Origin of the sequence: Kitasatospora sp. NPDC091257, assembly GCF_044757675.1 — a bacterium.
Lineage (GTDB): Bacteria > Actinomycetota > Actinomycetes > Streptomycetales > Streptomycetaceae > Kitasatospora > Kitasatospora lactacystinica.
Window position 1 is genome coordinate 1 of the sequence record NZ_JBIVVI010000452.1, and the last position, 6,523, is coordinate 6,523.

At 74.8% G+C, this 6,523-nt stretch carries 5 protein-coding genes and 1 pseudogene; 5 read left to right on the top strand and 1 reads right to left on the bottom strand.

Features of this window, described 5'->3' with window-relative positions; genetic code table 11:
* Positions 1 to 214: pseudogene (locus ACIQOV_RS21235) on the top strand (hypothetical protein); the annotation flags it as partial.
* A gap of 49 nt (positions 215 to 263) precedes the next feature.
* Positions 264 to 2,699 carry a LuxR C-terminal-related transcriptional regulator gene (locus tag ACIQOV_RS21240; protein ID WP_401050613.1) on the top strand — a complete coding sequence of 812 codons (2,436 nt, stop codon included), beginning with the start codon at positions 264 to 266 and terminating at the stop codon, positions 2,697 to 2,699.
* Between the two features lie 65 nt (positions 2,700 to 2,764).
* On the opposite strand, the gene ACIQOV_RS21245 is transcribed toward ACIQOV_RS21240, so the two are convergent.
* Positions 2,765 to 2,926 (bottom strand): hypothetical protein, encoded by a 162-nt coding sequence (locus ACIQOV_RS21245; RefSeq protein ID WP_401050614.1) that lies wholly within the window; start codon positions 2,924 to 2,926, stop codon positions 2,765 to 2,767.
* Positions 2,927 to 3,226: 300 nt separating this feature from the next.
* Here ACIQOV_RS21245 and lxmK point away from each other — a divergent pair, with 300 nt between their 5' ends.
* The 3 genes from lxmK to ACIQOV_RS21260 form a co-directional block, all read left to right on the top strand.
* Positions 3,227 to 4,399 (top strand): class V lanthionine synthetase subunit LxmK, encoded by a 1,173-nt coding sequence (gene lxmK, locus ACIQOV_RS21250; RefSeq protein WP_401050617.1) that lies wholly within the window; start codon positions 3,227 to 3,229, stop codon positions 4,397 to 4,399.
* Between the two features lie 52 nt (positions 4,400 to 4,451).
* The gene (locus tag ACIQOV_RS21255; RefSeq protein WP_401050620.1) at positions 4,452 to 5,504 is read left to right on the top strand and encodes a T3SS effector HopA1 family protein; all 1,053 of its coding nucleotides are present in this window, start codon (positions 4,452 to 4,454) and stop codon (positions 5,502 to 5,504) included.
* 10 nt (positions 5,505 to 5,514) lie between these two features.
* Positions 5,515 to 6,523, top strand: a 1,009-nt coding sequence (locus ACIQOV_RS21260; protein ID WP_401050622.1) for an LLM class flavin-dependent oxidoreductase, incomplete at its 3' end; no start/stop codon positions are given.

Here is a 6,523-nt window from a genome sequence, read left to right on the forward strand (position 1 = left end):
GGAGGGGATCATGCTCCGCAGCCTGCTGGAAGGGGTGACGGTCAAACTCGTCATCTACGCCGACCAGTACCCACTGGAGCCGATCCGCCGCCGAATCCACGCGATGTACCAACTCCCTTGCCCAGCAAGCGCTCTGATCGAGGATCAGCCCTGGCCGGCCGGGCCGATGCGCGCCACCGGCGCGACGCCCGAGCCGACCGGCCCGTCACAATGAACCCACACGGCCGGGTCACCCACCGCGCCGGCACGTTCTGGAGACGCGTATGACGTCCGCTGATTTCGCCGACGCGGCAGCGACGGCCGCCGACCGGCTGTCCGGGACCGGACCGCCGACCGTCGCCCGACCGCCCGCCGCCACCGGCCCGTTCCCGATGGAGACGGTCGGGCGGGCCGGCGAGCTCGCCGAGGTACTGGCCGTGCTCGAACGGCCGGACATCGACGGCGTGCTGCTGTCCGGGGCGCCGGGGATCGGCAAGAGCCGGCTCGCCGAGGAGGTCGCGCTCGCCCACCGGACCCGCACCGGCGGAACGATCGGCCGGATCGCGCCGGCACCCGGGGACGGCTGGGCGGACGGCCTGCGCCGCTGGATCACCCGAACCCGCGAATCCGACGACGCCCCGTCCGTACTGCTGTTGGACGGCGCGCGACGCGACCCCGACCGGCAGGTCCTGGCCCGGCTGGCCCGGGCGCTGGCCGGGACGGGCGTCAAGGCCCTGGTCACCGCGCGCCGGCCGGTGGCGCAGGACGGCTTCGCACACCGGAGCGTTCCCCCACTCCCGGTGCCGCTGGACTGCTGCGCCATCGACGTCGAGGCGTTGGCCTCGGTGCCCTCCGTCGAGCTCTTCGTGGCCTGCCTGCGCGCCTTCAACCCCGCTTTCCAGGTCGAGCGCCACAACCAACTGGCCGTCGCCCGCGCCTGCGTGGAACTCCACGGCAACCCCGGGGCGATCGGCCTGGCCGCACGGATCGCGGCCCTGGAGGGGCCGGAGGTCCTCTGGGCCGCCCTCGACGGCCAGTCCCGGGCCGGAGCGCTTCCGGACCGGCCCCGGCCCGCCATCGACGGCCTCGCCCGGTTACTGGACGCGTACGGCCCGGACGACACCGAACCCGAGGCGCTGCGCGGCCTGAGCCACGCCGGACGCCGACTGCTCGCCTGCGCCCGCGTGTTCAGCGGCGGCGCAGGACCCGAGTCGCTCCGGCAGATCTCCGGGGTCGGCCTCGACGAGTACCCGGCCGCCCTGGAGTCACTGCTCGGCCGGCACCTGCTCAGCCTCTCCGCGCTTCCCTCGGGCCGTCTCGACGGCTACACCCGAACCCGGCTGCACCTCTCCTTCGGCCGCTGGTCGTACCGACCGGACAAACAGACGGGTGAGCCGGCGAACGGACTGGAGGACGTCCGGCTCGCCCACGCCCGGCACCACGCCCGGCTGGCCGGATCCACCGTCCGCCTCATGACGGGCGGCCCGCAGGCGGGAGGGATCATCGCGTTCCGCAGCGAGGAGGGGAACATCCGCCGGGCGCTCGACACACTGGTGGCCGCCGGGCTCGCGGAAGAGGCGCTCGACCTCGCCGAGCTGTCCCGGGTGTACCACTACGCGATCGGCACCCCGTTCGACTGGCCCGCCGGACTGGCCTCGCTGGGCGGCCCCGACGCCGACCGGGACAGCCGGCGACGGACGGCCCTGCTGCTGGCCGAGGCCGCCGTCCGCAACGACGAGCCGGAAGCGGCGCTGGCCATCCTCGACGGGGTTCGGCCCGGCGACGCGGGACACGAGGACCCGGCGGACGGCGGGTTCACCGTCAGGATCACGCACCTGCGCGGGATCGCCATCACCCCGAGCCGCCCGGACGAGGGGCTCGCACTGCTCCACCAGGCCATCGAACCGGGCGCCGACGGCGGCCACCTGGCCCGTCGCCGGCTGCTCGACACCGCGCTGGCCGAGTTCCTCCACCGCTCCGCGGGCACCGCGGCCGCGCTCGCCACCCGCGCGCTCGCCGAGGCCATCCAGGCCCGGGACAACCTGGTCGCCGGCCTCGCGCTGCTGCACCTGAGCGCGTTCGCGGCGGCGGCGGGACGAGCGGCCGACTCGACCAACTACCTCGACCGCGCACTGGCCACGCTGCGCCCCCTCGGAGCCCCGGCCGCGCTCGGCGCGCTCCTCGCCCTGATGGGCAGCCCGCTGCTGCCGGGCCCCGCCGCGCGCGCCGCCGCGGTCGCCCGGGCGCTGGGCTGCTTCCACACCGTCCGGCGCCACCTGCTCGACGACCCGACGGAACCCGACTTCACCGTCGGCCGGGTCGAGCGGCGGCTACTGCTCGGCGACCGCGAGTCGCTCGCCGCCATGGCGGCCGGTGCGGTGGTCGAACTCCCCGACCTGATCCGTGACTTCGCGCTCGGATGCGTCGCCGCGCGGACGCCCGGCGACCCGTCGGAACCCGTTCCGGACCGGCCCGCCGTGTCCTCCCGGGCCACGGCGGCCGAGCCGTCCGCCGACACTGTGCTGACACCTCGTCAGAACGAGGTCGCCCGGCTGATCGCCGAGGGCCTGAGCAACAAGCAGATCGCCCGGCAACTGACCATCTCCGAATGGACCGTGGTGAACCACATCCGCGAGACCATGCGCAAGCTCGGCTGCTCCTCCCGCGTGGCGATCGCCGGCTGGGTCCACCGCACCGCGTCGACCCCCCGGGAACGCTGAGTGCCGAACGCCGCCGCCGGCACGGCCCGAGGACCGTGCCGGCGCCACGACACTTAGCCGAACGCTCAGTTGCAGCCCCTCACGATGACGGTGACCAACACCGAGATCGAGATCGTGATCGTGGGCGTGAACCCTTCCGTGCCGTCGGGGATCGACACCAGGTCGTTCCGGGCCGCACCCGGCGTGGTGTAGGCGGAGTAACCACCCATCAGGTCGCTGCTGTCCATGCTGACTCCATTCGTTCACACATCCGCTGCCGGTTGCAGCACCATCAGCACACCAGCCGCCGCCCCCACCCGCCCAGAGGCAGACAACTGCGCCCCCGGGGAGGCGAATCCGGATCTCCCGCCAGTTCCCTGCCGACACGTCCGACGTCCGGTCGGAACCTCACCGTTCCGCCCGCCGTCCGGCAGGGACGTGCGGCGCACGACCCCGTCCGGCAGGGCTCTGCCACCCCCGCCGCGGGCCGTGCCTGGCAGGACCGTGCGGCTGCCCGTCAGGGGACGCCGCCGCCTACCGTGGCTCCCATGGCAGCGACGATCACCGCGATCCGGGACACGGCCGGAACGCCGACGGGGCCGGTCCCCGACATGGACCCCGCCGGCGTCTTCGCACCGGTTCCACTCGACCACGTCCCCGATGTCGTCCAGGCTCTCGAACGCCTGGGCGTGGCACCCTTCGCGGACCGGACGCCCATCAGCCGGCCCGGACGGAACGACAACTGGGCGGGCCCGACCACCGACGGCCGGGAGGTGTTCGTGAAGCGGCTCGCGCAGCCGCTCGCCGCCGAACGCTTCGACCGGGCCCGTGCGTTCGAACAGGTGCTGGCCGCCGGTCGCCCTCCGGAGCACTGGCACTCGCCGGCCTTCCTCGGCGCCGACCCCGGGGCCCTGCTGCTGGTGCACGAGCGCCTGGTCGACGCGGTGCCGGGCAACCTGCTCGCCGATCAGGGCCGCTTCGACGCCGCGCTGTCGCACCGGGCCGGCCTGGCGCTCGCGGAACTGCACCGCATGCCGGTCCACCCCGCCGACCTGCCCGAACCCGCCACCGGAGGGCGGGAAGGGTCCACCGCCCGGCTGGTCGAGCTGACCGCCGAGGACTACGCCGCCGCCAGCGGGGGCGAGTTGGAGGTGTGGTCGATGCTGCAGCACGACAAGCGGGTCCGGGCCGCCCTGCGGGAACTCGCCGGGTCGAGCGCGGCCGCGCCCGCGGTGCCGATCCACGGCGACCTGCGGCTCGACCAGTTCCTGCTGTCCGGCGACGACCTGTACCTGACGGACTGGGAGGAGTTCCGGATCGCCGACCCGGCCCGGGACGTCGGCGCGTACGTCGGGCAATGGCTCCATCGGGCGGCCGTCGGAATGTTCGCGGGCCTCGGGCCGGACACCCCGGTCCCGCCCGCCGAGGTCCACGAGGCGCTGATGCGCAGCGGCACCGAACAGCTCGACGCGGTGCGTCCGCAGATCGCCGCGTTCTGGTCCGGCTACCGCCGGGTTCGCTCCGAACCCGACGCCGACGAAAGGCAGTTCACCGCTCGGGTGACCCGGTACGCGGGCTGGCACCTGTTCGAGCGCACGATCGCCACGGCGACCCTCGCCCACCGCCTCACCGCCGTCCTCCGCGGGGCCGCCGGGGTGGGCCGCAACGCGCTGCTCGACCCGCTCCGGTCCGCCGAGGTGCTCGGCCTCGTCCAGGACTGACCGCGGGCCCACGCCCATTCGTACGGATCGACAACGGGATCAGGAGACGATCGTGTCCCATCAGCATTCCCCGGCCCCGCTCTCCCCGGCCCTGCGCGCGGCGCTCGGCGGCCTGCGGATCACCGACGGCACGCCGCGGGTCGAGGTCGACGACGACCTGGTGGTCGCCGCGGACACCTGGGGCGAACTGCGCTCGGCGCTGGCCGGCCTGCTGTACGAGCGCTGGCACGCCGGCATCGTGCGCCAGGAGGGCCCGGCCCGGATGCCGCGGCGCAGCGAGACCTTCGAGCGCGAGCTGATCGCGGCCACCGGCCACACCCGGACCGTCGCGGCGGGTGTGCTCCGCTCGCCGGTCGAGGCAGCCGACGGCGGGGCGGACGGTCCGGTGCGGGTCGAGTTGGGCCGGGTGCTGGTCGGCGTGCGGCCCGGCGCGGTGCGCTCGGACGGGCCGCCGGCCGTCGGCAGGCCCTGCGTGGTCGAGCTTCCGGCGGTGCGTCCGGCGCTGTCGCCCGGCTTCCTGCTGGTCGACGGGCCCGACGGTTCGCCGGTCCGGGCCGGCGAGTTGCTGCGGCTGTACGTGCACCTGGCGGAACCCGGTGCCGCCCCGCCGGTGTGGCGGGCGCTGCTGGAGCGGCTGGCGGGCCTGGGTGTGCGGTACCGGGCGAAGGTGCTGTCCCGTCCGTGGACGTATCCGCGACGGGACGCCGCGGTGGTGTACCTCGACGCCGCGGACGCGGCCGTCGCGCCGGTGCTCGCGGACGCCGTGGCGAGCCTTCCGGGAGTCGCCGGGGACACGTCGGTCTTCGCCACCCCGCTGCGCCCCGGTGTCGCGCTCGCCTGGGAGCCCCGCGACGAGCGGGACGGCTGGGGCGGGCGCAGCTTCGGCCAGCACCGGGCGGCGGCGGTCGCCGACGGTGTCGTGCGCCGTGCGACCGATCCGGCGGGCCCGCCGCTGGAGGAGCAGGTCGCCCAGGCCCTGCGCGAGGCGTCGACGTCCCCCGCCGAGCCGGCCCGCAACCTCGGTTCGCCGGCCCTGCCGCTTGCGGATGTGCCGGATGCGGAAGTGCCGGATGCGGAAGTGCCGGATGCGGAAGTGCTGGTCTGAGGTGGCGGGGATGACGAGTTCGCGCAAGGTCTCGGTGCTGTATCCCGTCCAGGTCCAGGACCCACGGGATGTCCTGCCGCTGGCCGAGCTGGTCCGGGAGGGGGTCGCCGCGCGGCTCTGGCTGGGCCAGTCGGTGGCGTTGGAGTCGCATCATGTGCTGGCGTATCTGGCGGGTGCGGGCTACCGGATCCCGGTCGGCCTGTCCGTGGCGCTGACGGCGCTCCGGCATCCGTACGATGCGGCCGTGCAGGCCCGCACGCTCGGCGCGCTGACGGGCCATCCGCCGGTGGTGGGTTACGGGGCGGGCGAGCCCGGCTTCGTGGCCGCGCTGCACGGCGCGCCCTACGCCCGTCCGGCGGCGGCGGTGGCGGAGTACCTGGACGTCCTGCGCCGGCTGCTGCACGAGGGCCGGTTGGACCACCACTCGGGGCCGCTGTTCCCGATGCGCGGGGTGGTGCTGCCCAGGATGTCGGCGCCGGCCGGAACCACGCCGCCGGAGGTCGGCGCGGGTGTGCTGCGCCCCGGCATGGCCCGGGCGGCGGGTTCGGTGGCCGACACGGCGATCACCTGGCTGACGCCGCCCGACTATGTGCGGGACGTCCTGGCTCCGGCACTGGAGAAGGGCGCCCGCGACGCCGGGCGGGAGCGGCCGCGGATCGTCACCGTCGTCCATGCCGTGCTGGACCGGCCGGGGCGCAGTGCGATGGTGCTCGCCCAGCGCGGGACCAGAGTTCATCTGTGTGCGCCCCACTACGTGGACATGCTGCGCCGGGCGGGTCTGGACCTCGATGTGTCCGACCCGGTGTCGTCCGCCCGGGAGTTGGTCGAGGAGGGCGTCTTCCTGTTCGGCGGCCTCCGAGAGATCCGGGCGGGCATCGAGCGCCATTTCGAGGCCGGTATCGACGAAGTGGTGATCAACCCGGTCGCTGTCGCGGAGTCCTACGGCGTCCCGGCGGCGGTCGCCGACCTGCGGGAGATCCTGGAGGGCGGCGACCCGGACCGGTCCCTGAGGAACACCC